The organism is Achromobacter sp., from assembly GCF_032113835.1.
Taxonomy (GTDB): Bacteria; Pseudomonadota; Gammaproteobacteria; order Burkholderiales; family Burkholderiaceae_B; genus Achromobacter.
In genome coordinates, this window is the sequence record NZ_DAMCTG010000035.1 from 1 (window position 1) to 26,686 (window position 26,686).

25 protein-coding genes are annotated in these 26,686 nt (G+C 65.5%); 6 read left to right on the forward strand and 19 right to left on the reverse strand.

Annotated elements, in window-relative coordinates; genetic code table 11:
• Together RT697_RS14010 and RT697_RS14015 are read right to left on the reverse strand one after the other, a co-directional pair.
• On the reverse strand, positions 1–844 hold an 844-nt coding region (locus tag RT697_RS14010), incomplete at its 3' end, for a PhzF family phenazine biosynthesis isomerase (RefSeq protein WP_313699627.1).
• Positions 837–1,805 carry a tripartite tricarboxylate transporter substrate binding protein gene (locus RT697_RS14015; protein ID WP_313699629.1) on the reverse strand — a complete coding sequence of 323 codons (969 nt, stop codon included), beginning with the start codon at positions 1,803–1,805 and terminating at the stop codon, positions 837–839. The genes RT697_RS14010 and RT697_RS14015, both read right to left, overlap by 8 nt.
• A gap of 217 nt (positions 1,806–2,022) precedes the next feature.
• Between RT697_RS14015 and RT697_RS14020 the strand changes: the two genes are divergently transcribed.
• Positions 2,023–2,820 (forward strand): helix-turn-helix transcriptional regulator, encoded by a 798-nt coding sequence (locus RT697_RS14020; RefSeq protein WP_313699631.1) that lies wholly within the window; start codon positions 2,023–2,025, stop codon positions 2,818–2,820.
• An 8-nt stretch (positions 2,821–2,828) separates the two neighbouring features.
• Here RT697_RS14020 and RT697_RS14025 read toward each other — a convergent pair whose 3' ends face one another.
• The 10 genes from RT697_RS14025 to gcvA all read right to left on the reverse strand — a co-directional run bounded on the left by RT697_RS14025 (position 2,829) and on the right by gcvA (position 15,669).
• Complete coding sequence (locus RT697_RS14025) at positions 2,829–4,529, reverse strand: ABC transporter ATP-binding protein (RefSeq protein ID WP_313699632.1); 1,701 nt, start codon at positions 4,527–4,529, stop codon at positions 2,829–2,831.
• A 4-nt stretch (positions 4,530–4,533) separates the two neighbouring features.
• Positions 4,534–5,427, reverse strand: coding sequence for an ABC transporter permease (locus RT697_RS14030; protein WP_313699634.1), 894 nt, complete (start codon positions 5,425–5,427; stop codon positions 4,534–4,536).
• Positions 5,428–5,452: 25 nt separating this feature from the next.
• The gene (locus tag RT697_RS14035; RefSeq protein ID WP_105238618.1) at positions 5,453–6,394 is read right to left on the reverse strand and encodes an ABC transporter permease; all 942 of its coding nucleotides are present in this window, start codon (positions 6,392–6,394) and stop codon (positions 5,453–5,455) included.
• 64 nt (positions 6,395–6,458) lie between these two features.
• Positions 6,459–8,051, reverse strand: a complete 1,593-nt coding sequence (locus RT697_RS14040) for an ABC transporter substrate-binding protein (RefSeq protein ID WP_313699636.1) — start codon at positions 8,049–8,051, stop codon at positions 6,459–6,461.
• Positions 8,052–8,117: 66 nt separating this feature from the next.
• Positions 8,118–9,563 carry an amidase gene (locus tag RT697_RS14045; RefSeq protein WP_313699638.1) on the reverse strand — a complete coding sequence of 482 codons (1,446 nt, stop codon included), beginning with the start codon at positions 9,561–9,563 and terminating at the stop codon, positions 8,118–8,120.
• Between the two features lie 245 nt (positions 9,564–9,808).
• Complete coding sequence (locus tag RT697_RS14050) at positions 9,809–12,214, reverse strand: TonB-dependent siderophore receptor (protein WP_313699639.1); 2,406 nt, start codon at positions 12,212–12,214, stop codon at positions 9,809–9,811.
• Between the two features lie 133 nt (positions 12,215–12,347).
• On the reverse strand, positions 12,348–13,382 hold the full coding sequence (locus tag RT697_RS14055; protein ID WP_313699641.1) for a FecR domain-containing protein: 1,035 nt from the start codon (positions 13,380–13,382) through the stop codon (positions 12,348–12,350).
• Between the two features lie 47 nt (positions 13,383–13,429).
• The gene (locus RT697_RS14060) at positions 13,430–13,936 is read right to left on the reverse strand and encodes a sigma-70 family RNA polymerase sigma factor (RefSeq protein ID WP_105238623.1); all 507 of its coding nucleotides are present in this window, start codon (positions 13,934–13,936) and stop codon (positions 13,430–13,432) included.
• Between the two features lie 175 nt (positions 13,937–14,111).
• Positions 14,112–14,612, reverse strand: a complete 501-nt coding sequence (locus RT697_RS14065) for a hypothetical protein (protein WP_313699643.1) — start codon at positions 14,610–14,612, stop codon at positions 14,112–14,114.
• Positions 14,613–14,787: 175 nt separating this feature from the next.
• On the reverse strand, positions 14,788–15,669 hold the full coding sequence (gcvA, locus tag RT697_RS14070) for a transcriptional regulator GcvA (protein ID WP_175185448.1): 882 nt from the start codon (positions 15,667–15,669) through the stop codon (positions 14,788–14,790).
• A 142-nt stretch (positions 15,670–15,811) separates the two neighbouring features.
• On the opposite strand from gcvA, the gene RT697_RS14075 reads away from it, so the two are divergent.
• A complete protein-coding gene (locus RT697_RS14075) occupies positions 15,812–16,795 on the forward strand; it encodes a tripartite tricarboxylate transporter substrate binding protein (RefSeq protein WP_313699646.1) in 984 nt (327 codons plus the stop codon).
• A gap of 17 nt (positions 16,796–16,812) precedes the next feature.
• Positions 16,813–18,186, forward strand: a complete 1,374-nt coding sequence (locus RT697_RS14080) for an amidase (RefSeq protein ID WP_313699648.1) — start codon at positions 16,813–16,815, stop codon at positions 18,184–18,186.
• Positions 18,187–18,201: 15 nt separating this feature from the next.
• Here RT697_RS14080 and RT697_RS14085 read toward each other — a convergent pair whose 3' ends face one another.
• Together RT697_RS14085 and RT697_RS14090 are read right to left on the reverse strand one after the other, a co-directional pair.
• Positions 18,202–19,353 (reverse strand): NADH:flavin oxidoreductase, encoded by a 1,152-nt coding sequence (locus tag RT697_RS14085; RefSeq protein WP_313699650.1) that lies wholly within the window; start codon positions 19,351–19,353, stop codon positions 18,202–18,204.
• A gap of 1 nt (position 19,354) precedes the next feature.
• The gene (locus tag RT697_RS14090) at positions 19,355–19,750 is read right to left on the reverse strand and encodes a RidA family protein (protein ID WP_313699652.1); all 396 of its coding nucleotides are present in this window, start codon (positions 19,748–19,750) and stop codon (positions 19,355–19,357) included.
• Positions 19,751–19,894: 144 nt separating this feature from the next.
• Between RT697_RS14090 and RT697_RS14095 the strand changes: the two genes are divergently transcribed.
• On the forward strand, positions 19,895–20,773 hold the full coding sequence (locus RT697_RS14095; RefSeq protein ID WP_313699653.1) for a LysR substrate-binding domain-containing protein: 879 nt from the start codon (positions 19,895–19,897) through the stop codon (positions 20,771–20,773).
• Between the two features lie 49 nt (positions 20,774–20,822).
• On the opposite strand, the gene RT697_RS14100 is transcribed toward RT697_RS14095, so the two are convergent.
• Positions 20,823–21,911: an RNA methyltransferase gene (locus tag RT697_RS14100; RefSeq protein WP_313699655.1), complete on the reverse strand. Its 1,089-nt coding sequence runs from the start codon at positions 21,909–21,911 to the stop codon at positions 20,823–20,825.
• Positions 21,912–22,124: 213 nt separating this feature from the next.
• Between RT697_RS14100 and RT697_RS14105 the strand changes: the two genes are divergently transcribed.
• Together RT697_RS14105 and RT697_RS14110 are read left to right on the forward strand one after the other, a co-directional pair.
• Positions 22,125–23,447 (forward strand): hypothetical protein, encoded by a 1,323-nt coding sequence (locus RT697_RS14105; protein WP_313699657.1) that lies wholly within the window; start codon positions 22,125–22,127, stop codon positions 23,445–23,447.
• Between the two features lie 89 nt (positions 23,448–23,536).
• On the forward strand, positions 23,537–24,040 hold the full coding sequence (locus RT697_RS14110) for a hypothetical protein (protein ID WP_313699659.1): 504 nt from the start codon (positions 23,537–23,539) through the stop codon (positions 24,038–24,040).
• 30 nt (positions 24,041–24,070) lie between these two features.
• Here RT697_RS14110 and RT697_RS14115 read toward each other — a convergent pair whose 3' ends face one another.
• From RT697_RS14115 to msrB, 4 genes are all read right to left on the reverse strand, one after another.
• The gene (locus RT697_RS14115) at positions 24,071–24,493 is read right to left on the reverse strand and encodes a hypothetical protein (RefSeq protein ID WP_313699661.1); all 423 of its coding nucleotides are present in this window, start codon (positions 24,491–24,493) and stop codon (positions 24,071–24,073) included.
• Positions 24,494–24,496: 3 nt separating this feature from the next.
• Complete coding sequence (locus tag RT697_RS14120) at positions 24,497–25,477, reverse strand: hypothetical protein (RefSeq protein ID WP_313699663.1); 981 nt, start codon at positions 25,475–25,477, stop codon at positions 24,497–24,499.
• A gap of 129 nt (positions 25,478–25,606) precedes the next feature.
• Positions 25,607–26,326 carry a peptide-methionine (S)-S-oxide reductase MsrA gene (msrA, locus tag RT697_RS14125; protein ID WP_313699665.1) on the reverse strand — a complete coding sequence of 240 codons (720 nt, stop codon included), beginning with the start codon at positions 26,324–26,326 and terminating at the stop codon, positions 25,607–25,609.
• A 33-nt stretch (positions 26,327–26,359) separates the two neighbouring features.
• Positions 26,360–26,686: peptide-methionine (R)-S-oxide reductase MsrB (gene msrB / locus RT697_RS14130; RefSeq protein ID WP_313699666.1), on the reverse strand; the 327-nt coding region annotated here is incomplete at its 5' end.

Here is a 26,686-nt window from a genome sequence, read left to right on the forward strand (position 1 = left end):
CGGGGGCGTCCGCGCGCCGGCGCAACTGGATCGCCGACGGCGAGCCCATGGCCACGCCCTGGCGGACCGTGTAGACCCCGTCCGCCGGCACGCTGCCCGTCTCGTTCAGGTAGCCCCACAAGGCTGCGGCCGCAATGCCGGTCGCGGCATCCTCGGGGTAGCCGGACGCCTTGGGAAATTGCCGCGCGCTGGCGCCGTCTGTGCTCAGCGCATAAGGGTAGAGGCCGGTCGAGCCGATGGCTTCGCAGATGTCCCGCATTGCATCGAAGTCCGGCGCCAAGGCATCCAGGTCGGCCACGCTTGGCATCCGCACCAACGTCTTTACGCGGCTGGTGCTGGCATTGATCATGTGCAGGCCGGGCAAGTCGGGATCGATGCGCAGCACGGCGGCGATCTCGCGGCACTGCGCTGGCGTGAGCGCCGAGGTGACGACGGCGGGTTGCGACACCCAGGCGCGATTGCCGGCGTCGTCCCACTCGATGTCCACGCTGCCGCTCAGGGTCTGAACGCGGGCGCGCGGCGTCGTCCAGCGTTCCCACTGCCGCAAGGCCCAGAGCGTGCCCACGGTCGCGTGGCCGCACATCTCCATTTCGTGGCCCGGCACGAAGAACCGCAGCTGGCACAGATGGTCATCGCGTTCGGCCGGGAAGACGAAGGAAGATTCGTGGCCGTGGAGCGCCGCCAAAGCCTGCATGCTGGCGGCCGTCATGCCTTGCGCGTCAAGCACCAGCGGCACCGGGTTTCCGCCTTGCAGGGACTGGGTCGGATCGACGAAAACGCGCAGCAGGGCCGCCTGGCCGGCGGGAGGCTGGGCGGGGGGGCGGTTGGGGTGAAGGTCAGTCAAACTGGACTCCGGTCGTGGTGATGAGCTCGCCCCAGAAGGCGAGGTCGTGTGTGACGGTTTGGGTCAGCGCTTCGGCCGTGCCGGGACGGACGTCGACGCCCTTGGCGGCAAGGTCCGCGGCGATGGCCGGGTCCCGCAGCGCCGTGTTCAGCGCAAGGTTCATCTTCTGAACGATGGCGGGCGGCGTCCCCTTGGGAAAGGCCAGGCCGTACCAGAGCGATTGCGTGTAGGTCGGCATGCCTTGGGCCGCGAAAGTCGGGACGGCGGGCAGGATGGGGGTGGCGCTGGTGGTGGCCAGGGCGATCAGCTTGCCGCTTTGCACGAAGGGCGCCAGGCCCACGGGGTTGTCGAACATGATGTCGACCTGGCCGCCGATCAGGTCCGTGTAGGCGGGCGCCGCGCCACGGTACGGAACATGCGTCAGATCCAGTTGCTTGTCCTTCTTGAACATCTCGCCCAGCAGATGCGATACCGTGCCCGCGCCCACCGAGGCGTAGGTGCCGACGCGGCGTGCCTTCAGCGCGTCGACCAGCTCGGGGATCGTGGCTGCCTTCAGGGCGGGCTGCACCGCCAGCACATAGGGTGACGTGCCGATGAAGCCGATGTAATCGAAATCCGTGGCCGGCTTGTACGGCAGGTTTTTGTACAGCTTGGCGGCAAGCGCGGTGGTGCTGGTCGTGACGGCCAGCGCGGTGTAGCCGTCGGGCTTGGCGCGCGCGGCCTGGCCCGAACCCACGGTGCCGCCCGCGCCGCCTGCGTTCTGGATGATGACGGTCTGCTTCAATTCGCGCGTCAGCGCCGGCTGCAGCGTGCGCACCACCAGGTCCGTGCCGCCGCCGGCCGGGAAGGGCACGATCAGGGTAATGGGCTTGTCCGGCCACGCGGGTTCGGCCAGGGCGCTGGCAAGCGGCAGGGTGAGCAGGGCGGCGGAGAACAAAGCCGACGGAAGTGTGCGATTCATGGATTTCCCCTTGTGTCTATCGAATAGCCCAGATCGTAAGAAGCGGGCGTGCCGGCGGCGAACCGCGGCGCGACAGTATCTGATCCCGGGCGCGACAAGGGAAACGTCGCGCAGGCGCCGGGCTTGCATGAAACCCGCCGCGCGCCGATACTGCCTCAACGCCCATTCCTGCCGCTGCCGGGCGTCCCCCGGCGCTTCATACGCCCCGCACGTTCCCATGTCGCGTTCCGTCCCGCTTTCGTCCAAACAGGACCTCATCGCCCAGACAGGTTTCGCCCTGGCGGCCAGCCGGCAGCCGCGCTATGCCTTTCATTGGCACGAGCACGACTGCGCCATGCTGCTTTGGCCCCGGGCCGGCGCGCTGGATAGCGCCTGGCGGGACGAGGCGGGCGCGCGCCGACGCTGCCGGCTGGTCCGAGGCCAGGCGTTGCTGCTGCCGTCGCACGTTGAGCACAGCACGCGCGCCGAAAGCGTCTCGCAGCAGCACGGCGAACTCTATCTGTCGCCGGACCTGCTGCGAGCCTGCCGGGCAGGGGGCGTGCTGCAGTTGGATGGCGCGGCGCAGGCCATGCTGGACGCGCTCTGGAAGCCTGCGTTGTCGGCCTCGGCGCTGCCCATGCTGGTGGCGGCGCTGATCACCCAGCTTGATGTGAGCCATGGAATTCAGGGCGGGGCCAGTGCGCCGCAGGCGCCGTTGCCGTTGGCGCGGCAATGGATGGAACTCTTGCGAGAGCGGCTGGAAGAGGGGCAGCCGCTACCGGCGATCGCCGATTCGGCCAGCGTGCTTGGCGCCACCACCCGCACGCTGCAGCGCGCCTGCATGGAGGCCTATGGCCAGTCGCCCATCGCCTTGCGCCGCATGGTGCTGGCGCAGGCGGCGCGTCAGCGGCTTGCGATGGGCGAGCCGGCGGCAAGGGTCAGCGCCGAACTCGGGTTTTCCAGCAGCGGACACCTGGGCCGGCTGCTGCGCGCGGTCGATCCCTCGTCGGACACCGTCATCGCCACACAAGACTGAACGGGCAGTCAGGGGACGGCGCCAAGACCGGATTCGAACAACGCCTTGCCGCCGCCGTCCGCGGCCGGCGCGTGGCCCGGAATCGAAGCGATCAGTTCCCGGGTGTAGTCGCTGGACGGCTGCAGGAACACGTCGCGCGCCGCGCCGATCTCCACCACCTTGCCGCGCTGCATGACGGCGATGCGGTGGCACAGCCGAGCCGCGACGCGCAGGTCGTGCGTGATGAAAAGAATGCTCACGCCCAGCCGTTCCCGGATGGATTCCAGCAGATCCAGGATCTGCGCCTGCACCGACACGTCCAGCGCCGAGACCGCCTCGTCGGCGATCAGGATCTCAGGCTCCATCATCAGCGCGCGGGCAATCGACAGGCGCTGCCGCTGCCCGCCCGAGAATTCATGCGGAAAGCGGTCCAGCGCGCTCGGATCCATGCTGACGAGCTCCAGCATCTCGACCATGCGGGCGTGGACCTGCGCGGGTTGCGCCCCAAAGTTCAACGGGCCTTCGGCCAGCGTGCGGCCGATTCGGCGGCGCGGGTTGAACGAGCGGAATGGGTCCTGGAACACCATCTGCACGCGCTTGCGGTAGGCGCGCGCCTCGGGGCCGGACAGCCTGCCGACGGACTGTCCGTCAATGAGGATCTCGCCAGAGGTCGGGGCGGCAAAACGCGCCAGGCAGCGGCCCAGCGTGGTCTTTCCCGAGCCTGATTCGCCCACGATGCCCAGCGTCTCGCCCCGCGCCAATTGCAGCGACACGCCGCCCAGCGCATCGACGCGGCGGCGCCGGGATTTGAACAGCGACCGGGTTTCAAAGCGCAGGGTCAGGTCGCGCACCTCCAGCGCCGGCTTGTCTGCCGGTTCCAGCGGCGTGGCGCGGAAATCGCCGCGCGGGCGCGCTGCCAGCAGGCGCTGCGTGTAAGGGTGGCGGGGTCGATCCAGGACGTCGGCGGCCACGCCCTGTTCGACGATACGTCCCGCCTGCATCACCACGATGCGATCGGCAATCTCCGCGACGACGTCGAAATCGTGGGTGATGAACAGGACGCCATTGTCGTGGCGGCCCCGCAGGTCGTTGAGCAGCCGCAAGACCTGCGCCTGCGACGTCACGTCCAGCGCCGTGGTCGGCTCGTCCGCGATGATCAGGCCCGGCTCCATCGCCAGCGCCATGGCGATCATCACGCGTTGGCGCTGACCGCCCGACAACTGGTGCGGGTAGGCGTGCTGGAGCTTGTCGGGATGGGGCAGGCGCACATCCGACAACAGGGCCAGGACGCGGCCGGCCACCGCCTCGCGGCCCAGGCTTTTCGCGTGGAACTCGAACACCTCGGCGATCTGGTCGCCGACGCGCATGAGCGGATTGAGCGCCGTCATCGGCTCCTGAAAGATCATCGCCATGCGGTTGCCGCGCAGCTTCTGCAGCGTGTCCCGTCCGGCGTGCGTGATGTCGCGGCCCGACAGCAGGATCTGGCCGCTTTCCAGGGTGAGCGTCCCTTTAGGCAAGAGGCCCATGATGGCGCTGGACGTCACGGACTTGCCCGAGCCCGATTCGCCCACGATGCAGACGATTTCGCGGGCGTGCACGGTGAACGACACGTCGTCCACGGCATAGCGGCGATCGCTGCTGCCGGGCAGGCGCACCTTCAGGTTGCGGACGTCCAGGATGGGGGAGTCGGGCGCGCCGGCCGTCGGGGCCTGGGGGAATGCGGGGTTCATGGCGTCAGCCCTTCGTTTTGCGGGAGAGTCGGGGATCCAGGCGGTCGCGCAAGGCGTCGCCGAACATGTTCACGGCAAGGATCAGCAGGGCCAGGAACACGCCCGGATACAGCACGATCCAGGGGGCGCGCTGGAAGAATGGGCGTCCCTCGGCGATGATGCTTCCCAGGCTGGGAATCTCCGGCGGAAAGCCCAGTCCCAGGAAACCCAGCACGGCTTCGGTCAGGATGGCGGCTGCGCAGACGAAGGTGGCTTGCACCACCAACGGGTTGATCGTGCTGGGCAGGATGTGCCACCACAACACCTTCAGGGCTGGCGTGCCGGAACCGAGCGACGCCTCGACATAGGGTTCTTCGCGCACCGACAGCACGACGCCGCGCACCAGCCGCGCCACGCGCGGTATCTCGGGAATCGAAATGGCGATGACCATGGTTACGATGTTGGCGCCGCCCAGCGCGACCATCGCGACCGCCAGGAGCAGGCCGGGGATCGCCATGATGCCGTCCATCAAGCGCATCACGGGCGCATCCAGCCGGCGGACATACCCGGCGGCCAATCCGATGACCAGGCCTGCCGCGATGGCAATGACGCTGACCAGCGCGGCAAGCGTGATCGATAGGCGGCCGCCATAGAGCACCCGCGACAGCAGGTCGCGGCCGAGGGAGTCGGTGCCCAACCAATACGCATCGGAAGAGGGTTGCAGCCGCGCGCGCGGCGCGAGCGTGCCGGGGTCGTGGGAAGTGAGCCACGGGGCGCCGACGGTCAGCGCCACCAGCAGCAGGAGCAGCAGCAGCGATCCGAGCATGACGGGATCGTGGATCAGGGCGGTGATGGCCTGGCGCAGCCGCGACGGCGGTGGCGCGGCGGGCAGGAGGGCGGCGGGAGAAGAGGGGGGCATCAGGCAGCTCCGGATCGTCGGCGGTTCAATAGCGGATACGGGGATCGAGGACGACGTACGCCATGTCGATCAGCAGGTTGACGAAGACGTAGATGAACGAGAAGAACAGGATGGTCCCCTGCACCACGGGGTAGTCCCGGGCAAGCACCGAATCCACGATCAGGCGGCCGACGCCGGCGATATTGAAGATGGTCTCGGTCACCACGACGCCGCTGATCAGCGTGGTCAGCGCCACGCCGACAATCGTGACGATGGGAATCGCGGCGTTGCGCAACGCGTGGCGAAACAGCACGAAGCGTTCGGTGACGCCCTTGGCCCGGGCGGTGCGCACGAAGTCTTCGCCCAGCACGTCCAGCAGGCTGGCCCGCGTGATGCGCGTGATCAGCGCGACGAACACCATGGCCAGCGTCACGGTCGGCAGCAGCAGGTGCTGGGCATACCGGCCGATGCCTTCGTCGAGCGGCGAGTACCCCTGCACCGGCAGCCAGTCCAGGTGGACCGAGAACACCAGAATCAACAGATACGCCACGACGAATGCCGGCATGGAAAACGCCAGCACGGCGCCGGCCATGATCCCGCGATCCGCCAACCCCCGGTGCCGCCACGCCGCCAGCACGCCCAGCGGAATCGCCGTGGCAATGGTCAGCAGGATCGCGCACGCCGCCAACGAGAACGTGGGGCCGAGCCGCGCCGTGATGAGCGCGGTCACCGGCTGCCGGGATTGGATGGAGCGGCCCAGGTCGCCTTGAACCAGCGCGCCCATCCAGCGCAGGTATTGCGTGCCCAGCGATTGGTCCAGGCCCATTTCCGTCCGGATCTGAGCGATGGATTCCTCGCTGGCCATGTCGCCGGCGATGACCCGAGCGGGATCGCCGGGCGCCATGCGCAGCAGCAGGAACACCACCGTGGCGACGATGAGCATGACGGGGATCGCCGCCAACAGGCGTTTGATGATGAGTTCAATCATGAATATGCCTTTCCGTTGCCCGGGCCGGTCCGGATGACGGCCGGCCGGGCTGAGACGTTGCGCGCTACCAGAAGAGGGGAATCTGCGCGTCCGTCATGCGCCCCAGCTTGGCCGGGTTGTATCCCTTCATCTTGGAGTACGTGCCAAGCGGGATGAAGAACACCTGCTCGTAATTGAGCTTCTGGATGGCAAGGGCGATTTCCTTCCTGCGGGCCGCATCGCCGGTCTCGGCGAACTGGTCGCGCAGGCGCTCCATCTCGTCGCTCTTGGTCCAGCCGATGTAGCCCGCCTCGCCGCGTCCATCCAGATTGGGATTGGTCAGCGGGTTCATCAGGTCCAGGCTGGTGAAGCCCGTCTGGAAGATGCTCCAGCCGCCTTGCGCCACCGGATCCTTCTTCGAATAGCGGGACAGCAGGGTGGCCCAGTCCATGGACTGGATCTCGACGTTCATGCCGATCGTCTTGAGCGCCTGCGCGGTCACGGACGCCAGGCTGGACAGCACGGGCAGATCTGTGGGGTGCAGGATCACCACCTTGCTGCCGTCGTAGCCGCTTTCCTTGAGCAGGGCCTTCGCGTGCGCCAGATCGGGCTCTTTCGTCTGGATGGCGCCGGCTTCGGAGGCGTACGGAGAGTTGCAGCTCAGGACGGCGCCGCACAGGCGGTACATGGTCTCGTCGCCGATCTGCGCGGCCAGGTAGTCGCCCTGGTACACGGCGGCCAGCACGGCACGGCGCACCTTGGGATTGTCGAAGGGCGGCTGCAGCCAGTTCATGCGCATCGTGAAGATGTTGGTGCTGTCGCCATAGGATTTGAGCGCGACGTTTTTCACGTCCTTGAGCTGCGGCATCAGATCCGGCGGCACGTCTTCCACGAAGTCGATCTCGCCGCGCCGCAAGGCGTTCACGGCAGTCTGCGAATCCGAAATGCTGACCAGCTCGATCCGGTCCGCGATGGCCACCTTGCCGCCGGCAAAGCCGCTGGCGGGTTCCTTGCGCGGCACATAGCCGGTGAACTTTACGTAGGTCGCTTTCACGCCGGGCTGGAAGTCCGCCGCCACGAACTTGTACGGACCCGAACCGATCACCTCGGTGATCGGCTGAGAGACCGGCACCGCGGCGATGCGGCTGGGCATGATGAAGGGCACGGGCGACGCGGGTTTGGCCAGCGCCTCGATCAGCATGCCGAACGGCTGCTTCAGGTGGAACACCACCGTGCCGGCGTCGGGGCTCTCCAGGCTGCGGGTCGCGGCCATCAGGCGCAGGCCCAGGACGTCGCGCTGGCCCCAGCGCTTGAGCGAAGCGACGACGTCTTCGCCCGTTACCGGCGTGCCGTCGTGGAACGTCAGGCCTTTGCGCAGGGTCAGGGTGACGGTGAGCCGGTCCGCGCTTTCCTGCCAGCTTTCGACCATTTCGGGTTGGGGCTTTCCGGCGGCATCCAGGGCGAACAGCGTGTCGAAGACCATGTAGCCGTGGTTGCGGGTGATGTAGGCATTCGTCAGGATGGGATCGACGACGCGTAGCGGCGCCTGCATGACGATCTTGGCCGTGGTCTCGGCGTGCAGCGCGCTGACCGGGGCGATGCCGACGGCGCAGACAAGGGTGGGAGCAAGAACGGCGGGCGCGCAGAGGCGACCCAGTCCGGGAAGCGTGAATTTCATACCGGTACCTTCAGAGTGAGGGTGGAACAGGCGAAATGGACGGGGCTCGGCCGTGAGCCCGTCTGGTCAGCCGAACTGCGGTCTGCGCCCGGCCCAGGGGGCCACGCGCTCAAGCTGCGCCGAGAGTTCGAGCAGGATGTCTTCGCGACCGAAATGGCCGATCAGTTGGGTGGCCACGGGCAGACCCGCGTCTGTCCAGGACAAGGGCAGGCTGGCCGCGGGCAGGCCTGCGCCGTTGATGACAGGGAGGAAGGTGGAATACGTGGCGGCGCGCGCGCGGTACTCGCGGAAACCGAGACCGTCGGACGGGTTCAGCGCAAGGTAATCGAGCTTGCACGGAAGCTGCGCCAGCGTAGGGGTGAGCAGGACATCCAGGTCCGCCATGGCGGCGGCAAAGGCGCGGCCCACGGCGTGCAGGCGGGCCACGGCGTCGATGTAGGACGCCGCGTCCAGGCCCTTACCGACAAGGTACCCGTCGTGGATGACCGATTCCAGGTCGTTCGCGTGCAGGTTGCGGCCCAGCGCCTTCAGACGGCTATCGACGGCAACCACGATATTGCTGGCCAGGATGCTGCCGTGCGCGTGCACGAATCCGTCATAGTCGATGTCGGGCAGCGTGGCCTCGAAGACGTCATGGCCCAAACCTTCCAGCAGCGATGCCGTGTGCGCGACGGCGGCATCGCACTCGGGGGCGATGGCGATGCCGTTCCACGCGGTGCGCAGGAACCCCACGCGCAACGGCCGCATGACGGGTTCGCGAACGGCCTCCAGGAATGCGCGGGGCTTGGGCGGCGCCGCATACGGCGCGCCGGCTTCGTAGCCGGAGATCATGTCCAGCGCCGCCGCCGTATCGCGCACGGAAATGCTCAGTACGCCGTCCGTCGCCATGCCCGCCCAACCTTCGCCTTTGGCTGGACCCATCGGCACGCGGCCGCGCGAGGGCTTCAATCCGAACACGCCGCAGCACGCGGCCGGAATCCGGATGGAGCCGCCGCCATCGCTGCCGTGGGCCACAGGCACGATGCGCGCCGCGACGGCGGATGCAGCGCCGCCGCTGGAGCCGCCCGCGGAGCGGGTGCGGTCCCAGGGATTGGGCGTGGCGCCGCCGTTGCGCACGGCCTCGGTGGTGCCCGCCATGCACAGCTCGGGAACCGTGGTGCGCGCGAACGGGATCAGGCCCGCCGCCTCGAAGCGGTCGGCGACGGTTGCCGCGTAGGCGTAGGTCGAATCGTTGAACAGCGCCGAGCCGATGCTTGACGGGAATCGCTTGTGGGCGAAGCCGGAGTCCTTCAGCAGGAAGGGAATGCCGCGAAACGGTCCGCGCGGCGTCCATCCGGCGGCAATGGCGCGCGATTCCTCGTAGCGCGGGTAGGTGATGGTGTTCAGGACGGGATTGCGCTGTTCGGCCAACTTGATGGCGCAATCCATGAGTTCGGCGGACGTGATTTCGCCGCGTTCAAGCAATGTGGCCAGAGCAAGGCCGTCCAGGCGCTCGTACTCGGTGGTTTGCATGTTTCCCCTTCTTTGCAATCTGAGCGATTCACGGCTTTCTTGGTGAAGCCGGGGCCGTAGACGCGGGGCGAACTTGCTGGGCGTGGTGTTGCAGTCGTCCGCGCGATGACGGCGCGGACGGTAATGATGGCAACGGGAAGCAGGTTCGCCGCGTCAGTCGGCAAACCCAAGTCTATGGATCGCAGCCGCGAGGGCCAAACCAGGATGCGACAGCGCGGCTATCCCAAATGCGACACGAACGCGGTCTACCAGTTGACGCGCGCCGTCAGCGTGATGTTGCGCTCGTCGCCGTAATAGCAGGTGTAGGGGCAAGCGGCCACATAGGTCTTGTTGGCCAGGTTCTTCACGTTCAGCGCGAACTGCCACTTGTCCAGTTGATAGCGCACCGCGGCGTCATACGTGGTGTACGACGGTATCGGCAATTCGTTGATTTCCTGGCGGCCCACATAGCGCACGCCCACGCCCGTGCTCAGGCCGGGCACGGACGAAAACCGGTAATCCATCCAGAGCGATGCCATGTTGCGAGGAACCGATTCGGGCCGCGATCCGACGTTGCCGAAATTGCTCTTGACCACGCGGGCGTCCGTCGTTGCCAAGGCGGCCACCAGATCCAGTTGCCGGTTCAGGCTGGCCCGGGCCTCGATTTCCGCGCCTTTCGAGCGGACTTCGCCCGTCTGCACCAGGAATCCCACGTGGTTGGGGTCGCTGGTCAGGACATTGCGTTGGGTGATTTCGTAGAGCGCGAACGTGATCGACGCATCCACGCCCTTTGGTTCGTACTTCAATCCGATCTCGTGCTGCACGCCCGTGGTCGGCTTGAAGGGATTGGCGGCGAAGTCCAGTCCCGTCACGGGTTGGAACGATTTGCTGTAGCTGTAGTAGGGCGCCAAGCCGTTGTCGAACAGATACATCAGGCCGACGCGCGGCGTGAAGGCGTGGGAGTTCTGTGCGCCCGTACCCGGGGTCGACTCGGTACGCACGGAGTCGTAGCGCCCGCCCAGCAGCGCGATCCAGCGTTCGTTGAACTTGATCTGGTCCTGCGCGTAGAAGCCCAGTTGGCGCGTGCTGTCTTCGCCATAACCGGTGGGGCCGAGGTCCGGCCGGGCGCCATAGACGGGGTGGTACAGGTTCAGCGGCGCGATGGAGCCGGATTTCTGGGAGCGCGAGAACTCGTTCTTGCTCCAGTCGATGCCGAACAGCAGCGTGTGTTCAAAGCTGCCGTGGCGCAGCTTGCCCAGCAATTGGTTGTCCACGGCCAGGCCCTTGTCGGTGTCGTACCGCGTCAGGGCATAGCGGGTGGCCAGGGCCGGGTCCGACGCGTCCACGCGCGTGTCTACCCCGGCGTACTGATTGTCGGCCCGCTGCTTGTAGGTCAGCAGATTCTGGCGCACCTTCCAGTCGTCGTTCAGCTTGTGTTCGAGCAGGTAGCCCAGCGTGGCGCCCTTTGTGACATAGCGGTCGAAGTCCGGTTCGCCAACGAAGCGCGAGCGCGAAATGCGGCCGTTGGGATTGGGCAGCAGGGTGCCTTCCAGCGGTTTGCCCACATCGTAGGGGCTATCGGTGCGGCTGTAGCTGGCCAGGAACGTGATCAGCGTGGCATCGCTGATCTGCCACTCCAGCGCGCCGGCCAGCGAGGTGCGGTCGTTGTTGATGTAGTCGACCATGCTGTCGCTGTTGCGCGCCAGTCCGGTCAGGCGATAGCGGACATTGCCGTCCTCGGTGACCGGACCGCCCAGGTCCATCGCGATCTGCTTCTTGTTCCAGCTTCCGGTCTGCAATTCGAGCTCGCGCAGCGGCTCCGCCGTGGGGCGCTTGCTGACCAGGTTGATGATCCCGCCGGGCGCGGCCTGGCCGTACAGGATCGAGGCCGGCCCCTTGAGCAGCTCGATGCGTTCGAAGTGGTAGGGCTCGATGGCGCCGCTGAGCGAGTTGATGGGGAACTTGGTGCCGTTCAGGTACAGCGGGGCGGCGCCGGTAACGTTGAAGCCACGGATCGTGAAGCCCGTGCCGATGTGCCTGAGCGCCCCGCCTTCTAGCGACTGGACGCTGGCGGTGTAGCCCAGTGCCTGGTCCAGCGAGTCCGCCGCCTGCGCGATGACCTGGTCGCGCGGAATCACCGATACGGACTGGGGCGTTTCATGCAGCGCCGTGTCCGTCTTGGTGGCGGTTGCGCTGCGCCGGGCCACAAATCCTTGCACCGGGCCGAAGGCGGATTCTTCGGCAACGCCTGTCACCGTCACCGCGGGCAGGGTCTGCGCGGCGTCCTGGCCCGGCTGACTGCCGGGCACCGGACGCAGGATGTAGCCGCCATTCGGCTGTGGCCGGGCAGCCAGTCCGGTGCCGGCCAGCAACCGGGCCAGCGCCTCGGGCGCGTCAAAGCTGCCCTGCAAGCCGGGACTGCGCTTGCCCGCGATGTCGCTGGCCGAATAGGACAACATCAAACCGCTATCGAGGGCGTAGCGGGTCAGGGCGCTTTCCAGCGATCCGGCGGGGATCGCGTAGCTTTTCGCGCTGGCCTGGGCCTGGACGGCATCCGTCCCGGCCGACAGGGCGATGCCCGTTGCCGTAAGCCAGAGGGCGCGGCTTGCCGCCAGCGCGAGGGTATTGCGTGCGATGAGGCGCGCGGCGCGCCGAGACTGATGGGGGGGCATGAATGGTCCGGTTTCCGGTGGAAAAAATGTGGCTTCTATTAGGTTTGCCACTTGGGAAACGGAAACCCCTCATGTTGGCGCGAAAAATTTCTGGGGCCCATGAATGGCGCGGCGCGGCGAGGCGGCCTGCGCGCTATGTGCCGCGCAGGCGCACGGTGATCCAATAGCGCGTCACCTGGTCGACGTCGATCGGATGCGTCCGGCGCAGCATGTCCAGCACCCGGTCGGTGTCGTCCAGCGGATAGATGCCCGAGACCTTCAGGCGGCCGGCATCGGGGTCGCAGGCCAGCCGGCCGGGCACATACCGGGCAAGCTCCGCAATGAAGTCGGACAGCGGCATGTCCTGCGCGACCAGCATGCCCACGGACCATGACGCATCGCGCGGGTCCGCCGCCCGCGTCGGGCCGACGGCGTCGCGGGTGAACGACGCCTGTTCGCCCGCGTGAATGACGCGCGGCCCATCCGCTTGGTGCTCGGGGCGGATCTCCACGGCGCCCTCGAACACCGCGACGTGGCTGCGGCCAGGGAACTGGCGCACGCTGTAGCGTGTACCCAGGGCGCGCACGCGGCCTTGTGCCGTTTCCACCAGAAAAGGACGGGCAGGGCGCCCGGCCTGGGAGGCCGGGTCGGGCGCGGTGGCGATCAGGATCTGGCCGTGCAGCAGGCGGACCAGGCGCTGCGAGCCGTCAAATCGGACATCGATGGCGCTTGCCGTATCCAGGTCGATGCGGCTGGCGTCGGCCAGCAGGATGCTCGTGCGTTCTCCGGCTGCGGTGTGGTGATCGGACTGCCAGTCCTGCCAGCCGCGCCACAGGTTATCGCGCGCCAGCCAGGCGCCGCCGCCGGCAAACAGCGCCACCGCCAGCGCCTTGACGGCCTGGCGCCGCGCGGGACGGTTCCGGCCCTCGCGCGTCAGCGCACCGCGTACGAGCGGCGTGTTCAATCCGCGCAGCTGCTGGCCAAAGGTCTCGATGTGCCGCCAGGCGCGCTCGTGGTCGGGGTCTGCCTCGCGCCAGCGCCGGCAGGCCTCGCGCGTGGCGTCGCTGGCGTCGGGCGCCTGAAGGGCGACCAGCCAGTCCACGGCGCGCAGACTGACGCTGGCGGGCAATGGCGGACCCTCAAGCTGGGGGAAGGCCGTCGGGCTCGAGTCCGCGGGCGAGTTGGGCATGGGTAAGGGGGCGTTCCTGGAACAGGCGGCTGCGGCCGTGCCGATGCTCAGGCGCCGAAAAAGCAAAGGTGCGCGGCCTTCGCGATATGGCGCTGCACGGTGGCCAGGGAGACGTTCAGCGTGGCGGCAATGTCGGCCTGCTTCATGCCTTCCAACTGCGACAGCAGGAACGCCCGGCGCACGGGGGCGGCCAGCGTATCCAGGCGGCGGTCCAGTTCGACCAGGGTTTCAAGCAGGATGGCGCGCGTTTCGGGACCGGGCGTTTCAAGCTCGGGCAGGTCGGCCAGGGTGGCCAGGTAGGCTTCTTCGATCCTGCGGCGCCGCATGAAATTGGACACCACGCCTTGGGCCACGGTGGTGAGCAGCGCGCGCGGCTCGCGCACCTCGACCGTGTCGCCGCGGACCAGGAGGCGCATGAAGGTGTCGTGCGCAAGATCGGCGGCATCGGATGAATTGCCCAGCCGCCGCCGCAGCCATCCTTTCAGCCAGCCATGGTGATTCGCGTACAGGACATCGATGCCCTGTTGCGGCACTGCAAACTCAGTCGCGGACATCCTGTCCTCCAGCGCGTCGCGGGGCTGGAGAATACCGGCACCGTGAAAAATGAGAATCATCCGCATTCTAAGAGAAGCCGCGATGTGGCGACAAGCGGCGGCGCACGACTCGGCAGCCGCCCGCCTGATCACGCCGTGGCGCGTGTTCAGGCGGCGCTTTTACAGGCCGTGGATATCAGCTCTGCCTGGCGAAACCGCCCGCCGCCCATTCCGACGCCCGCTGCACGTTCAGCTTGTACGTCGGCGCCACGCGGATCTGCGCGAGCTGGTCGCCGAATTCGTCGTAGGCGCTGAGCGTGGCATAGGGCTCGTCCTCGTCGGGCACGATGTCCAGCTTGATCGTCAGACGGCCATCGTCGGTGTCGATCTTCACGCTCTTGTGCAGCGTGGCATGCAATTGCTGCTCGTGCCGGCGCAGGACTTCGTTGGCGGTCTTGACCAGGGTGATGAAGGCGGGCGAGTCGAGCGGCTTCGGGTTCTTCTTGTCGCGGCCCATGGTCCAGGGGCCCACCAGGGCGGGTTCGGCCTCTCCGTCCTTGGTCATTTCGACGGCCCAGCCGTCGTCGTCTTCGTTCTTGATGACGCGCGCGGTCCAGCCGTCGTCGCGCCAGAGCCTGGCTTCCTGTTCTTTGGGCGCGTCGGAAATGTCGGTGTCCGGCGTGGAAGTGTCGTTCACTGCGGTACTGCTCCTGGATTCGTTGATGCGCGGCGATGACGCCGCGGGCCTTGAGGGCGACCCTGCACTGTAGCCTACTGCGCGGGCAGGGCGGGTGGCACGGGTGGCACGGTTGTCACGCAGGCCGGGTCGCGGCGCGGCGATTGCGCCCGTACGGTACGCCTTGCCGCGCCAGCTAGATCGCGCACGACTCGGCCCAGGCGCGAAACTGTGTGAGCTCGGGCGACGGCCTTCGGTAATCCTCGGGCGGCAGCACGAAGTAATAGCTTTGCGCGCCCAGATCCACGGTCAGATCGAACGGCGCAACCAGCCGGCCTTCGTCCAGCTCCTTCTGCACCAGCGGCTTTTGCGCAATGGCCACGCCATAGCCTTCCAACGCGGCCTCGTACGCCAGCGCGGAGGATTCGTAGCGCAGGCCGCGCGACACATCGATCTCTGTCAGACCGGCCGCCCGCAGCCAGATCTCCCAGTAGTCCGGCCGCGCCAGCGTATGCAGCAGGATCTCGCCTTTCAGGTCGGCGGGCGTGCGCAGCCGGGCGCATTTGTCGGGGATGCACACCGGCAGCAACTCATTGACCATCAGCTTGTAGCTGACGAGGCCCCGCCAGCGGCCATCGCCCATGCAGATGCCGGCGTCGACTTCCTCGCGCTCGAAATCCGGCGCGTCCACGGCGGTGTGGAGCTTGACGTCGATGTCGGGATACTGGCGGTGAAATCCGGAAAGGCGCGGCAGCAGCCAGCGCATGGCCACGCTGTGCGGCGCCTTGATGACGAACTGGCGCCGGCGTGAACGCTCGCCCAGTTCGGACGTGGCGCGCTGCAGCCCGCCGAACAGCCGCGCGATATCGGCGTGATACCCCGCGCCCATGGAGGTCAGCACGATGCGGCGGTGCTGGCGCAGGAACAGCCGAAGTCCCAGGTGCTCCTCAAGCAGGCGGATCTGCCGGCTGACGGCGGCGGGTGTCACGCTTAGTTCCTCGGCGGCGCTGGTGATGCTGCCCAGGCGGCCGACAACCTCGAAACAGCGCAGCGCATTGAGCGGAGGCAGGGCGGTCATCGCGACGATTCAGTTAACAAAAAGTTAAGTGTGCCATAGATAAAGTCGTTTGAACCCTGATGTCCAAACGCCCAAGATGGCACGGCCGCCCCGACTTCGCGGTGCAAGAACAGCCAAAAGAAACAGTCATAAGGGGAAATCCATGTTTAGAACATTGGCTCGACGGATTGGAATCGCCGCCCTCTGCGGCGCCGCAGTGCTGGCCGGACCCGCAACGGCGGCCGGCTATCCGCAGCGGCCCGTCAGCATCGTGGTGCCGACCACGCCGGGCGGAACCGCCGACATCCTGGCCCGCCTGATCGGCCCGCGGCTTGCCGAACGGTGGGGGCAGCCTGTCGTGGTGGAGAACAAGCCGGGTGCCGGCACGCTCATCGGCGCCGATTACGTGGCCCGGGCCAAGCCCGATGGCTACACCTTGATGTTGACCTTCAACGAACTGGCCACGCTGCCCGCCTTGAATCCGAATGCCAAGCTGGATGTCGAAAACGGCCTGGCGCGTATCGGCAAGATCGGCAGCCTGCCGGTCCTGGTGCTGACGCGGCCCGGCATCGACGATGCCGATCTGGCGACGCTGATTAAACGTTTCCGCGCCGAACCGGGCAAATACACCTACGCGTCCAACGGCTCGGGCTCGTCGCTGCAACTGTTCACCGAGATCTTCAAACGCGAGGCCGGCGTGGACGTGATGCACGTGCCTTACCGGGGCGCGCTAGAGGCCTCGATGGCGGCGATCGGCGGCGAAGTCGACCTGCTGGTGCAGTTCGCGTCGGGCAATGTCATCAACCACGTGAAGGCCGGCAGGCTCAACGCCTACGCCGTGGCGTCGCCGCAGCGCCTGGAAGCCTTGCCCGCCGTGCCCGATGCTCCCGAGGCCGGCTTGCCCGGGCTTCGCCTGGAGGCCTGGTACGGACTGTTCGCGCCCGCCGGCCTTCCCGACGACATCAAGCTGAAGATCAATCGCGACCTGAACGAAGTGCTGGCCGAGCCCGCGATCCAGGAACGCCTGAAGGGCATCAATCTGCTGGTGCAGCCGGGCACGCCGGCCGAGTTCGATACGTTCTTCCGCGCCGAATATGCCCGATGGAGCGCATTGATTCGGACCCTCGGCATCAAAAGCAGCGAATAAGACACCGGAGCCACACCTTGACCTACGATCCCAGCACCCACACCGCGCTGACGTTTCATGACGCCCGCGCCAACTTTGCCGAACGCCGCGACACGCCGCGTGACTACCTGGAGCGTTGCCTGGAGGTGATAGCCGCGCGCGAGGGCCAGCTCAAGGGCTGGGTCGTCCTGAACGAAGCCGGCGCCCGCGCCGCGGCCGACGCCAGCGCCCAGCGCTACCGCGACGGCCAACCGCTGTCGGCGATCGACGGCATGCCGGTCGGCATCAAGGACCTGATCGAGACGCGCGACATGCCCACGCAAATGGGCTGCGCCGCCTTCGACGGCAACTTCCCCAAGAACGACAGCGCCGTTGTGCGCGCGCTGCGCGATGCCGGCGCGATCATCCTGGGCAAGACCGTCACCACGGCGCTCGGGTTTCTCGATCCCGGTCCGACGACCAATCCGTTCGATTCCCGCCGTACGCCGGGCGGCTCGTCCAGCGGTTCGGCCGCGGTTGTGGGCGCCAACATGGTCCCCATGGCCATCGGCTCGCAGCTCGTGGGTTCCGTCCTGCGCCCGGCCAGCTACAACGGCAACTGGGCCTTGAAGCCGACGTTCGGCGCGCTCAATCGTGGCGAGCGGCTGGGACTGAGTCAGGCACATATCGGCATCCACGCCAATTCCGTCGAGGACATGTGGATTGCGGCCGCCGAAATCGCGCAGCGCGCGGGCGGCGACCCGGGGCATCCGGGCCTGTATGGTCCGCTGCATCCGCCCTCGGCCCAAAAGCCCACGCGGCTGGTCGCGCTGGAAACCGAGGGCTGGGCGCGCGCGGAACCGGATGCCCGCGCGGCATTCGAGGCCAGCCTGGACAAGCTGTCCGGGCGAGGCGTGACGATCATCCGGCGCGGCGACTCGCCGCTGGTCGACGCGCTGGAGCGCGCCATCTCGCAAGCGGCGCCCCTGTCGCTGCGGCTGATCTCGTGGGAGCAGCGCTGGTCGCTGGCCAATCTGGTGGCCAACCATCCCAACACGCTGGGTCCCAGCCTGGTGCGGCAACTGGAAAGCGGCCGCGGCATGACGCTGGCCGAATATCGCGAATGCCTGCTGCTGCGCGAACACGCGCGCCAATGCCTGGCGGCTCTGGCCATGCAGTGCGACGCGCTGGTCAGCCTGAATGCCTGCGGTGCCGCGCCCATCGCCGCCGACATTCGCGACAGCAAGTACCCGACGGGTGATGTTTCCTTTGCGTGCGCGTCGTCACTGCTGGGCGCGCCCGCGATCAACGTGCCGTTGATGGCCGTCGACGGCTTGCCGCTGGGACTGCAGGTGATGGGAATGGCGCACGGCGATGCCGCCATCACCGGCATCGGCACGTGGATCTATCAGTCCTTGCGTCGGGCGCACTGATCCGCCGCCGACTGATCAGGCAGGCTGAGCTTGCGCGCGATGGCGGGCCGCGTTGTCCAGGTCGGCAATCGGCGCGAGCAGGCCCCGGTCGAAGTCCCCCTGCGGCTTGCCGGCGCGCAGTCTGGCGGGCCAGTCGGCATGCGTGAGCGCGCCGCGTCCCAGCGAAACGAAGTCCGCTTCCTGCCTGGCCATCAGGCCTTCGGCCCGCGTGGCGTCATGCAGCGAACCATTGGCCAGCACCGGCACCGAGACATGCCTGCGCGCCAGCGCCGCCAGGCTGGGGCCGTCCTCGCTGAAGCCGGGGCGCCAGGCCTCGAACTCGGTGGTGTGCAGGTAATCGATGGGCTGCGCGCCCAACGCGTTGAAGATCCGTGCGGCCTCGTCCTGGCCGCCCGCCCACTTGTGGGTGAAGTCGTTGACCTTGCCTTGCGAACTGCGCACGCCCACGACAAAGCCCACCGGCGTCGACTGCCGCACCGCCTGGATCACGTCCAGGGTCAGACGCAGGCGGTTTTCCACGCTGCCGCCGTAGCGGTCCTCGCGCAGATTGGTGTGGGCAGTGAGGAACTGATCAAGCAGATAGCCGTTGGCGCCGTGTATCTCCACGCCATCGAATCCCGCCTCCTGCGCCCGCCGCGCCGCCTGCGCAAAGCCGTCGACCGCCTCGGCGATCTCATCGATCGTCATCGCTTCCGGCATCCGGTACGGCCCTTGACCGCGGTAAAAGGTCATCTGCTGTCCCGCCGGCTGCACGGCAGAAGGCCCCTTGGTCCCGGACCGATGCGGATTGCCCTGCGACAGCGCGCCCGCATGCATCAACTGCGCGAAGATGCGTCCACCTTGGGCATGCACACGGTCCACCACGGGCCGCCACGCCTCGCGCTGCGCGTCGTCCGCCAGGCCGGGCTGGAACAGATAACCCTGCGCATGGGCTTTGTCCGTATAGATGCCTTCGGTGATCACCAAGCCAAAGCCGCCGGCGGCGAAAGCCTCGTAATACTCGGCCATCTGCGCGGTGGCATGGCCGTCCGCTGTGGCGCTGACGCGTGTCATGGGGGCGACGGCCAGGCGGTTGGGCAGGTTCAGCGCACCCACGCGCAGCGGCGTGAACAGCGTGGCGGGGAGCGCCGGCGCGTCGTGCTGCAGACGATTATCGAGCGTCGTCATCTCACTGGCCCTCCGGTTGGCGGACCGCGGCGATGGCCTCGATCTCGATCATCGCGGCCGGGTCGTACAGGGCCTTGATCTCCGCAATCGTGTCGGCCGGGTAGGGCGCCGAGAAGAACTTGCGGCGCAGCGCGACCACGTCGTCGAAATGCCCCATGTCGGTGACAAAGATCGTGACCTTGATGACGTCCTTGAGGCTGGAGCCGCCGGCTTCCAGCGCGCGGCTCAGGTTCTGAAAAGCCTGCTCGCCCTGCGCCAGAAAACCGCCGTCCACGATCTTTCCGTCGTCGGCGGCGCCGGCCTGACCGGAGATGAAAAGCAGATTGCCGAACTGGATGCCCTGCGACAGCAGGAAGGGCGCGTAATTGTCGGGCTGGGTGATGACTTGTTTGAGCATGATGCGAATTCCTTCATCTATGGCCGGTGGGGTGGAGGAGTAGGGTGCCGGCCGGTGAAGAGAATGTAGAGTGGTGGCAAAACGGTGACAAAGGTTCGTTTGTTAGCTATAAGACGAGAAAAATTCATCTATGGGCCAGCCGCCATGCAACGCCGATCCCTTCCGCTTTCCGCACTGCGCGCCTTCGAGGCCGCCGCGCGCCTGGGCAGCTTCAAGGCCGCCGCCGAGGAACTGGCCGTCACCCCGACCGCCGTCAGCCATCAGATCCGCGCGCTGGAAGCGGGCACAGGCCTCGTGCTGTTCGACCGCCAGGTGCGCAAGGTCACGCTGACCGAAACCGGGGCGCAGCTTTATCCCGTGCTGCGCGACGGCTTCGACAAGTTCGAGGCCACCTTGGCGCGCCTGACGCAGCAGCGCACGCGGGCGCAGGTCAGCATCTCGGCGACCAATGCCTTCACCGTGAAGTGGCTGGTTCCCCGCATGGCCGATTTCCGCCGGCTGCATCCCGACATCGACCTGCAACTGCAGGCCAGCGACGACCTCGTCGACCTGCGCTCGTCCACGGTCGACATCGCCATCCGCTATGGCCGCGGGCCGTATCCCGGGCTGGCGACGCAGCCGCTATTCACCGACCGGTTCGCGCCGGTCGCCAATCCGCGCCTGGGCGTCGTCTCGCCGGATGATCTGGCGCGCGTGCCGCTGATCCGCTTCGACTGGAAACGCGCGCAACCCGAGAACCCGACGTGGGAACGCTGGTTTTCCATAGCGGGGCGCCCGCTGCCGCCCGAAACTGGGCAGTTGCGGTTCTCAGATGAAGGCCACGCGATACAGGCGGCCGTGGCGGGGCACGGGATTGCGTTGGTCAGCCTGGCGCTGGTGGACGATGAGCTGCGGGCAGGGCATCTGGTGCAGCCGTTCGGACCCGAGATCGACGGGCATACGTATCACCTGGCGATGTTCGGGGAGCGGGACGCGTCGGTGGCCGTGCAGGCGGTGGCGGGGTGGCTGCGGGCGCAGGTGTGATGGTTTGACGCGGTTCAACGAAGCGCGTTGCTGAAGGAGATACCCGCGGCTACAGGATGATGCGCGCCGCGTCCGCGTGCCGATGATCGGCATGGGCAGATGAGGCCGGCTTGCGGCGCAGTTCAACCACCTGCGCCGCGCCGACGGCGCGAGCGCGCAACTGGCCACAGCCGCCGTCCACGTCCTGCCCCGCGCTGTTCCTGACCTTGGCCAGCACACCACGGTCGTGCAGATAGCGGACGATCTCGCGGATACGCTCGGCATCAGGGCGCTGGTAGTCATCCCCTTCAAGGCTGTTGAAGGGGATGACGTTCAGGACGCCGTACTTGCCCTTGAGCAGACGCACGACGGCATCGAGTTCGTCGTCGCCGTCGTTGATGCCCTTGAGCAGCGTCCATTGATACTGGATCGGGTAATCGGTGTCGCGAGCGTATTGCTCGCCCAGTTCAATCAAGGCTTCCGGCGCGATTTTCGGCGCGCGCGGCAGCAGGTGTTCGCGCAGGTCGGCCTTGGTTGTGTGCAGCGACAACGCCAGCGCCGGTTTGACGCGTTGTTTCGGCAGGGCGTCGAACACCCGCTGATCGCCCACGGTCGAGAACACGAGGTTCTTGTGGCCGATATTGCCTTCCGTACCGAGCAGGTCGATGGCTTCGAGCACGTTGTCCAGGTTGTGGGCGGGTTCGCCCATGCCCATGAAGACAACCTTCTTCACCGCGCGCTGACGCCGCGCCAGCACGACCTGGGCAAGGATTTCCATGCTCGTGACCTGACGGATCAGGCCGCTCTTGCCGGTCATGCAGAAGCGGCAGCCGACCGCGCAGCCGACCTGCGTGGAAACGCACAGGCCATCGCGCGGCAGCAGCACGCTTTCCACCATCTGCCCGTCGGCCAGTTCCACAAGCAATCGCGAGCCATCGCTGCCGGCGTGTTCGGAGCGAATCTGGGCCAGGCCGTCCAGTTCCGACGTCAAGGCGGGAATGGCATCGCGCAGCGCAAGAGGCAGGAAGTGCTCGGCGCTACGCCGCCGCGTCCCGGTGTCGAGCGCCTGCCCGTTCAGCCAGACGCGCACGACCCGACCACGGTGAACGGGCAGGGCGCCTAGAGCGGTGAGGCGATGGGTGAAGTCGGAAAAGCGCATGGGGGGCGGATTTTACTCTGCCTCTTGGAATGGGGCGGCAAAAAGACGTCGAGATATCGGCCGGATCGCGAGCCGCCTAGGGGTGCTGCGCAGTGGCGAAGGGTAAATTTCGTCCTTGACCCACCGTTATACGAATTGAATCTGCCACTCAGCAGGGGATGCAGACGACATGGTCCTGCTCTTTCTTCGCTATCTCTCGGAGCATATTGCCCTATGCGTATTCAGCAGCGCCTTACCTATGAAATAGACAACAACGGCTTTATCCGTTGGCTTGCAAGTAGGATGTCGCCCGCCGCGGGCAATACGGCCAGTTTGAACGATAATCCCCGCGAATCATCTTCCGCAGTTGGTTCGCCTTTGCATCAATACACATTGCCGAAGCGCAACCCAGATTACGCGCATTTTCCGGCTGGGGGGGCTGTGACAATCCCCAACCTGTGGCAAGCCGCAAGAAACTACCGCTGGAAGGGGGCCACTCTGCAAGCCACCGGCGAACGGTTGGCTCGGTTGGCCGATCAGTTGAAGTCCGGCTACTTAAGCAGCGTTGTGCAGTGCGTGGAAGCGGCCCAAGACGTCTTGCGTTGGGGCGGTGTCTATCGGAGCAACGGTCCCTGGATCGCGGCAAACCCGCAGGGGCTGATTAGCTCCATGCAAACCGTGGCCGAGCTGCAAAGCGCTATCACCTGGCCTTTGCAAATGGACCTGCCCCCTGCACGCATGAATTCGGGCTTCACGAAAATCTATGCTCTACAACTGCCCGGATTTCTGATCTACGATTCGCGAGTTGCGGCAGCCCTGGCTTTGCTGGTGCTGATTTACGCATCGGAGCACGATGGTCGAATGCCACCCGTTGCGCGAGATCTAAGAGTAATGGCCGGTCGGACCTGCCACCGGAAAGCTGATGGCATTAAGACTTGCACCAGCGAATCCGACCATCTGCGGGCGAATCTGGCGGCCAACTGGCTCATCGGGCAGGTCTTTACCGCGTACCCGACGTTGCGCGCTGATTGGCAGGCGCACACGGACGGCATTGATGAATATCGCGCGCTGGAAGCTGCGCTATTCATGCTGGGCTACGACATCGGCGCTCATCCGGTGTTGAGTCAGCTAGACGAACGCGCGGCCCGTCACACCAGGCAGTTCGGAGAATCAATAAAGCCTTTCAAGCTGGGCGCTGAGGGTGTCAGTTCGACTACACCTTACATTCCACTTTGCACCCTTGCAACGGGGGTGGGCTTCAAGGCCTATCGCACGAGTTTGGGATTTCAACTGCATTTCGGCGGTGGTTCCGGAAGTGCGACGGTTCCTTCGGCCACATTGGAGCAGTTGGTCCGGCACTTTGCGGGGCAACGCGTGGCCATCGGCACATCTCGGACGTCACCCCCTAAGGGAAGTTTGGGTGAGTATCTGCAGCAGAACCTCAGCAAGACGGCACTGGCGTCTTACATTGCGCCATTACTGCTGCATCTTGGTTTGGCGGATATGGACGACTCGAGACATCTGTTTTTTCAGAAGAATAAGGAGTTGGGGCTTTAGACTGCGAATTGAATGCGTGGTCTTTCGCCTGATCGCTCCACCAAGCGCCGCGTCGGCGGCTTACCCCCGTAACAAGATCAAAAGACGACATGGCTACACTTCCAAACCTAGAATTGGGTACGTTTACGCGCATTGAACTCTCCCCGAAAAATAAAGGATGGTGGACTTCGATCCCGGCTGTGCCTGGCTGGTATGCAATTGAGACAACCGCGCCTGCCGCCAAGTTGGAGGCGCTGGTTCCGGCAGCCAACTGCGAGAAACACTACAACTTCTCCCGCAGAGTCACCGCGACAGCGCTCCTCCAAAGCTTCAACGAAATTATTCTTCCTTCCTCCGAAGGGCAGTCCTATGTGGTTTATTCGGGGGAGGGCCGAAACCTTAAATCCCGCGCACGCGAGCATACGCACGGAGACAAAGGCACGGGGTGCCTGGGGCTGAGTGGCTACGACTCTCTAACCAAGTACACGTGGACGTTTCTTTATCGCACCTGCGAAGCTCATGTGCCGGGTGCCAACGGAGACAAGTTGCTTCGTACGTTGCTTGAGCAGCGGTGGCGTGCCCAGCATGGTTGGCCGCTGCTCTGTTCGCAATAAGCCGCTAAGTACCAAAAGGGTGTTTCTTTGCTAGCCCCGGGCAATCCTGTCGCCTAGCAATGCCCCGATGTAGCTCAGTGGGGTTGCCCAAAGAACGGCCATTCCCCAAACCGCCAGTTGAGCTGTCTGTCTGCGATCGGATGTTATGTTCGGAGCTTCAACGGCGATGTTGTACATCTGCGCGAGCTCCCTGTTGAGAGAAAACCAAAGCGCAGCAAAGCACAAGCCGACAATCAGAGTCCAGGTTGTGTTCCCTCGAGCAGCGAACCATTGGATCACTTTGGTGAAGAACAAGAGCGAGCCAAAAATGAACCCCGCCGCCGAGCCTAGTCTTACGTCGGCGGCGAAGGCCGGGTTCACTTCAAATAATTGAAGGACCGACGGCCACGAAGCAATCGAGCCGAGCACCAGTCCAGAAAGCTGCCAGAGCTTTTCCTTAATGCCAGAAGACATGAGTCAGTTTCCAGGGATGACGTACTGAACCTTGTAAATTGGTCTTTGGGCACTCCGATCTCGCAAGACCGAGGGCAGTTGGATCAGATCGATAACAGATGTTGGCACTGTGATATGTATGACGTTCATCTGGTTGTCCTTTTCCCGGTCCACATCCATTTCGATCTTAAAAACGTTCCGGTTCTCGAAGCTTTTAAGGACATCGGAATCCCTGTCAAAATCGTTTGCGAAAGACTCTGCGGGCCGAAGCGCATACTGCAGACCCGCCTCGCTATAGTGTTTCAATGAGTTAAGGTACTCATCGATCTGTTCAGGGGTCAGCTTAGGCAGTGCCAGATACATCTGGGATCCAGGGCGCCACCGTAATGTCTGATAAGCTCCGCGGTCTTCGGGCCGCTTCCTGACGATTTGGATGGAATACTCATCCTCCGGCGCGGTAATACCCCGAGTGCTGTCTTGAAAGACTTCCACAATGTGTTCCCAGTATCGAGAGGGGCTGGTCCAGGGAGGACTCCACGACATTACCCAGGTGTCATGTGCGGTGATGGCTCGTAGCCTGTACGTGTACAAGATGTCTGAAGATTGTTTTTTTGCCTTGCCCACAATTGTCCGACGCGTCGAAACACATCGTTCAAACGGAACTTCGCCCAGTATTTCGGTACCCATGCCGGCATCTGGCCATTGAAAGTACAGCTTGGCCGACGGCCGCCTTGAACCTTCATCGCCGGCTTCAATGTTGCAGACCGAATAAGTCAGTCGGATCTGCGGGCTGCCATCAATATCGGGCAGGTCCATGGGCTTTGAGTCGACGATGGACCGGACATACAGAGTCGAATTGTTGTGCACCTGGCCTTGTACGTCGTAGCCGAAACGCATTGCTGGCCTAGTGAGTTCGGCAGTCTGAGCAGCATCCGCGGCGAGGGTCTCCCGGGCGAATCCACACACGCCCAGGAACACAGTTAGCGCAAACGATCCAATCTTCATGGCTGCCTTCGGGTTGCATGCCTCGGTCATCGGGTCGGCTAAAGACGACGAACAGCGTGGCGGTAAATTTACCGCGTGTGCGGGAGCCCGCCATACGCCAAACTGAGTAGGTATGACCCGCAGTCCGGCTCACTTTTCCCGCGCGCTAACCAATACCGGCTTATCCCGCCACCGATCCGGAAACGTCTTCGCCAGATTTTCCACCTTCGGCACATCGTTGATCACGATGTACATACTGTTCGGATTACGCACCAGATAGTCCTGGTGATATTCCTCCGCAGGATAAAACGCCTGCAGCGGTTCGATGGTGGTCGCCAGCGCCTTGGGATACACACCCGTTTTATTCAACTGCGCGATATACGCCTCGGCCACCTTGCGCTGGCTGTCATTGGCGGGAAACACGGCGGATCGGTATTGCGTGCCGTGATCCGGCCCCTGGCGGTTGAGCTGGGTGGGGTCATGCGCCACCGAGAAATAGATCTGCAGAAGCTGCCCGTAGCTGACCTGTTTGGGGTCGTAGGTGATTTCCACCGCTTCCGCATGGCCGGTGCGCCCGCCGCTGACGGCGTTGTAGTTGGCGGTGTTGGCCTGGCCGCCGGCGTAGCCGGAGACGGCGTTGCTGACGCCCTTGACGTGTTGGAACACGGCTTGCACGCCCCAGAAGCAGCCGCCGGCGATGACCGCTTTTTCCTGCGTGGCGGGTGCATCGGCAGCGTTCGCGGGCTGCTCCGCAGCGGGCGGGGGAATGATGAAGGCGCGTTCGGCGGCGTGGGCGGCGGTCGAAGCGATCAGGCCGCCTGCGGTGGCAAGCGCGGCGCAGAGGCGGCGGAGGGTGGGGTGCTTGGACATGGTGTCGGGTCCTTGTAGCGATGCGAGGGACGATCAGGCTTGCGGGGCGAAGGTCATCGCCACGCCGTTCATGCAGTAGCGCAGGCCGGTGGGGCGGGGGCCGTCGTCGAACACGTGGCCCAGGTGGCCGCCGCAGTTGGCGCAATGCACGGCGGTGCGGGTCATGCCGAAGCTGCGGTCGCGGGTTTCGCCGACGGCGCTGGGCAGGGGTTGCCAGAAGCTGGGCCAGCCGGTGCCGCTGTCGAACTTGGTCGACGAAGAGAACAAGGGGTGTTCGCAGCCGGCGCAGGCGAACGTGCCTTTGCCGTGTTCGTCGTTGAGCGGGCTGGAGTAGGGCCGCTCGGTGCCGTCGCGGCGCAG

What these genes read in the sequence shown, in the direction of transcription:
- RT697_RS14015 (WP_313699629.1), bottom strand. Translation starts at nt 1,805, where the DNA reads ATGAATCGCACACTTCCGTCGGCTTTGTTCTCCGCCGCCCTGCTCACC.
- RT697_RS14020 (WP_313699631.1), top strand. Translation starts at nt 2,023, where the DNA reads ATGTCGCGTTCCGTCCCGCTTTCGTCCAAACAGGACCTCATCGCCCAG.
- RT697_RS14025 (WP_313699632.1), bottom strand. Translation starts at nt 4,529, where the DNA reads ATGAACCCCGCATTCCCCCAGGCCCCGACGGCCGGCGCGCCCGACTCC.
- RT697_RS14030 (WP_313699634.1), bottom strand. Translation starts at nt 5,427, where the DNA reads ATGCCCCCCTCTTCTCCCGCCGCCCTCCTGCCCGCCGCGCCACCGCCG.
- RT697_RS14035 (WP_105238618.1), bottom strand. Translation starts at nt 6,394, where the DNA reads ATGATTGAACTCATCATCAAACGCCTGTTGGCGGCGATCCCCGTCATG.
- RT697_RS14040 (WP_313699636.1), bottom strand. Translation starts at nt 8,051, where the DNA reads ATGAAATTCACGCTTCCCGGACTGGGTCGCCTCTGCGCGCCCGCCGTT.
- RT697_RS14045 (WP_313699638.1), bottom strand. Translation starts at nt 9,563, where the DNA reads ATGCAAACCACCGAGTACGAGCGCCTGGACGGCCTTGCTCTGGCCACA.
- RT697_RS14050 (WP_313699639.1), bottom strand. Translation starts at nt 12,214, where the DNA reads ATGCCCCCCCATCAGTCTCGGCGCGCCGCGCGCCTCATCGCACGCAAT.
- RT697_RS14055 (WP_313699641.1), bottom strand. Translation starts at nt 13,382, where the DNA reads ATGCCCAACTCGCCCGCGGACTCGAGCCCGACGGCCTTCCCCCAGCTT.
- RT697_RS14060 (WP_105238623.1), bottom strand. Translation starts at nt 13,936, where the DNA reads ATGTCCGCGACTGAGTTTGCAGTGCCGCAACAGGGCATCGATGTCCTG.
- gcvA (WP_175185448.1), bottom strand. Translation starts at nt 15,669, where the DNA reads ATGACCGCCCTGCCTCCGCTCAATGCGCTGCGCTGTTTCGAGGTTGTC.
- RT697_RS14075 (WP_313699646.1), top strand. Translation starts at nt 15,812, where the DNA reads ATGTTTAGAACATTGGCTCGACGGATTGGAATCGCCGCCCTCTGCGGC.
- RT697_RS14085 (WP_313699650.1), bottom strand. Translation starts at nt 19,353, where the DNA reads ATGACGACGCTCGATAATCGTCTGCAGCACGACGCGCCGGCGCTCCCC.
- RT697_RS14090 (WP_313699652.1), bottom strand. Translation starts at nt 19,750, where the DNA reads ATGCTCAAACAAGTCATCACCCAGCCCGACAATTACGCGCCCTTCCTG.
- RT697_RS14095 (WP_313699653.1), top strand. Translation starts at nt 19,895, where the DNA reads ATGCAACGCCGATCCCTTCCGCTTTCCGCACTGCGCGCCTTCGAGGCC.
- RT697_RS14100 (WP_313699655.1), bottom strand. Translation starts at nt 21,911, where the DNA reads ATGCGCTTTTCCGACTTCACCCATCGCCTCACCGCTCTAGGCGCCCTG.
- RT697_RS14105 (WP_313699657.1), top strand. Translation starts at nt 22,125, where the DNA reads ATGCGTATTCAGCAGCGCCTTACCTATGAAATAGACAACAACGGCTTT.
- RT697_RS14110 (WP_313699659.1), top strand. Translation starts at nt 23,537, where the DNA reads ATGGCTACACTTCCAAACCTAGAATTGGGTACGTTTACGCGCATTGAA.
- RT697_RS14115 (WP_313699661.1), bottom strand. Translation starts at nt 24,493, where the DNA reads ATGTCTTCTGGCATTAAGGAAAAGCTCTGGCAGCTTTCTGGACTGGTG.
- RT697_RS14120 (WP_313699663.1), bottom strand. Translation starts at nt 25,477, where the DNA reads ATGAAGATTGGATCGTTTGCGCTAACTGTGTTCCTGGGCGTGTGTGGA.
- msrA (WP_313699665.1), bottom strand. Translation starts at nt 26,326, where the DNA reads ATGTCCAAGCACCCCACCCTCCGCCGCCTCTGCGCCGCGCTTGCCACC.